The organism is Vibrio genomosp. F10 str. ZF-129 (assembly GCF_000287055.2).
Classification (GTDB): Bacteria; Pseudomonadota; Gammaproteobacteria; order Enterobacterales; family Vibrionaceae; genus Vibrio.
In genome coordinates this window covers 49,948-53,482 of record NZ_AJYQ02000068.1, presented here as the reverse complement: position 1 = coordinate 53,482, position 3,535 = coordinate 49,948, and the positions used below count along the sequence as shown (strand labels likewise).

General features: G+C 43.7%; 2 protein-coding genes. Both read right to left on the bottom strand.

All coding sequences use genetic code 11. From position 1 onward, the window contains the following. On the bottom strand, positions 1–1,782 hold a 1,782-nt coding region (locus A1QO_RS07135; protein ID WP_026027031.1), incomplete at its 3' end, for a VCBS domain-containing protein. Between the two features lie 325 nt (positions 1,783–2,107). Beyond that, entirely contained in the window at positions 2,108–3,361 is a 1,254-nt protein-coding gene (locus A1QO_RS07130) for a leucine-rich repeat-containing protein kinase family protein (RefSeq protein WP_017040976.1), read from the bottom strand. Positions 3,362–3,535 lie beyond the last annotated feature (174 nt).

Genomic DNA, 3,535 nt, shown 5'->3' with positions numbered 1-3,535 from the left:
AATATCGTGTGTTGTACCATCTTTTGAATGAACCGTGATCGTATCGGTTAAGCTTTGTCCTTCGCCGAGTTGGTCAATTGCAGTGCCACGCGTTGTTGCTACGCCACCAGTAGCGGCTCTATGTCCGGCATCGGCGTGATAATGCCATGTACCGTCATTTTGTAGAATCAGATCTCCATAGGTACCGTGGTAGTCGTAGCCACTGCTACCTTGCTTTTCAAAAATAGACTCACCCGTATCAGGGTCTGTAATGGTGAGCTTGCCATCAGCATACAGCACTTGATTACCAAGTGTTGCAACGCCAGGTTGGGCATAGTCGGGTGACATGTTAACGCCAGCGGTATTTTCAGATATAGAGGCAGTATCAACGCCGCCAATAATAGCCGCATTATTTGTCCCATTTACAGTAACAGTGATTTGGTGTGGCGTGCCATCGGCTGAGTGCACGGTAATTCTATCGGTGGCGGTTTTGCCTTGTACTAATGCTTGAACGGCTGGGTTTGTATTATCTAATTGGTAGGTCCAATTTCCTTGTGAGGTTAAGACTAACGATCCCAACTGGCCGAGAAAATTCCCCGCTTGAAAATGATCTTGGCCGGCATCTGGATCCTGTATATCGAGTTTACCTTGCGCTTGAATATGCGTGCCTTCCGTTAAAACTGCCGTATCAGAGCCGGACACTACCGCGTTGTCATCGGTGCCACCAATCGTCATTTCAAGCGTTTGTGGCGTTCCATCTTTGGTGTGAATAATGAATGTTTCATGGAGGCTGGTTTGGCTCACCAATGCTTGAATCTCTTGACTCGAATTTTTAGCTTGATACTGCCAGTGCCCTTGAGCGTCAATAGTCAGTGTGCCGTATTGCCCAGTAAGTGTTTCGGGAGTGACAGAGCTTTCATTTTGATCGGGATCGATAACATCGATTTTACCGTTGGCTTGCAAGAATCCGTTTGCGTCTACGTTGTGATCTTCTGTTACAAAACCGAGTAAATCACCGGATACAGATGGAGTATCTTGGTGCCCGGTTACTGGGATTTGAATCACGAGGGTTGAGCCGTTTGAAAGATGCAGCGTAAATGGATCTGTTCCATGTTGAAGCTCTTGCAATGAAATATATTGAGGAGAGTGTGGGTCGAGAACAAAGACATATTTGCCACTTTCATCGACATGCAGTTCTCCGTATTTTCCTTTGATGGTTTCGGCAATAAATGTCACCGACGCAAAAGTCGTTGGTTGTGCTGTATTTGTTGGCCCCGCAGTCGGTGTGCCTGAAGGCTGGGTGTGTCCGTTAGTAATTACAGGCGCTGAAACCGATGGAACATAATGGACTTGCGGATGAGAGGCAACGGAAAGATAACGAGAGGAATGAGATCCGCCTGTTGGGTTTGCAGCAATGGTTTCTTGGGGAGCCTCACCTATTTTATTTTGGCTGTTACTGCTAGCTTCGAGTGATTCTAGACGATTTTCTGTGCTGATTGCTTGCTCGGTTTTAGGACTGTGTGTTCCTTCTAAACGACTCTCATCGTGTCGCTCATTCAAAGGCTCGGCAGTATTGTGGCTATCGTCGTTACTTTTATTAGAAGAATCAGCATTAGCAGAACCAGCGCGAGCAAGAGAAGGCAAGATAAGCAGTAACGATTGGGATATGGGTACATTGATGCGAAGTGCTGAACTCACTCTGACTTTTTTATCTTTACGTTTTGTCCCTGCGTCTGTACTGCGATTCGCTGGTGTTTTCTTCGTTGTTTTTTGAGGTCTATCAACCTTGTTTTTCTCTGCCATTGGTTACATCCATAAATTCTTTTTAGCCTTACTTTAGTTAAATACAAGAATGGCATTTTTGCGAACTAATTCTTTAATTATTAAGAGAATTAGTGAAGAACAGGTGGGTACTCTCATTTTGATGGAAAAGCGATGTGACATATTGAGAAAGCAAAAGGAGAAATGATGGACTCTTTCGCTCCAACTCATGATTGAATTTGAGCGAAAGGCGTTATTGAACAATAGAAATGAACACGGTTTGTTGTTTAATCCGTTTATTATCTAACCTGTTTATTGTTTAACCTGTTTATTGTTTAACCTGTTTATTGTTTAACCTGTTTATTATCTAACCAGAAAATGCCATTTTTGCAGATTTTGAAAGTGCTTTGAAGTGGTCACTATCGATGTCACCTGGTTTACAAATGCTAAGAAGATCGTCAATAAAAAAGCTGAGTGATCTTGATTCAATAGCTTTGATTGCCAGCTGCTGTTCACGGGGCAAGTACCCATAGGTAGACGCGGCACCAAAGTCGCCAAAGATCATATGATTGTCGCTGTTTATTAACACGTTATGCGCGTATAAATCTCCGTGGCAGACTTTGTTCTCGTGTAAATGGTTAAATACGCCCGTCATTTGTTCAACAATGCTCTTTATTTCATGAATACCGAGTTGGAAATCGGGCTTGAACGTATCTCGCGTGCACGATTGCAAACTAGGCGCTAAACCTAAATTGAAATAGTTCTCTGGAATCAGTTCCATGACGAGCGAAAGATAGTTTTCTTCATTAACTTGAGCGATAGATTTAACAAGATTTGGGTGGCGTCCTGTTTGCAAACAGGCATGCAGCTCATCTTGCGGGTAACCATCGCTGGTGACTGCGCCCTTAAATACTTTAACCGCTACGTGCTTCGGGAAATCGTACTCTTCGTTCAACCAATCGGCGTGTGAAATAATGCCTGAAGCTCCTTGTCCCAACACTTGGTTTAATTGATAACTGTCAGAGCTTACCTGTGGCACTTGGGTTGTGAGCTTGTTATTTTCACAAAAAGGGTTGCCAGCGAACGCGAGCCAAGCAAGGCGTGGGAGTGACAGTAACGGCTTGGGAAATTCAGTTAACTGGTTCGCCGATAAACGAATCAGCTCTAAGTTGTTCAATTGGCTCATTGAGTCGGGAAGTTGTTGTATCTTATTGCCAGCTAATGCCAATTTTTGCAATCGAGGTCTATGGCCAAGCGCGGAAGGCAGGACTTCGATGTCATTATCCGTCAGGATCAACCAGCGAAGCTGCTTAGGAAGTGAGTGCTCTGATACTTCGGTGATTTGGTTGTCTTTAAAACCGACCATTTCGAGTTGAGGACAACGGCCAAGCACCTCTGGAAGGTGAGTGAATTGGTTTTGTGAGGCAAACAATATCTTCAGATTCACCAGTTGTTCTAGTTCATCTGGTAAGTCTTTGAGCTGATTGTTTGAGATGTCTAATATTTCGAGTGTGTCGGCGAGTTGCAAAATCTCTAGTGGAAATTCAGTCAGTTGCTGTGACATTGTTAGGCGTTTAACGCCTTTAAGCTGACCATTTTTTAGTTGTTCTATTGTGTGCAAACTGAAACCTTAATACTCGACCTATTTTTGAATCGGGTAGTCTACGCGTAACTTTTAGGAAAGGCGAGTGCCTCTGGATCTAAATATTAGCGGTTGATTGAAGGTATAATGAGCAGCGATTTCATCCTATTTAGGATGTTGCTTTGTTTTCTCGTCCTGTCATCACATCAATGT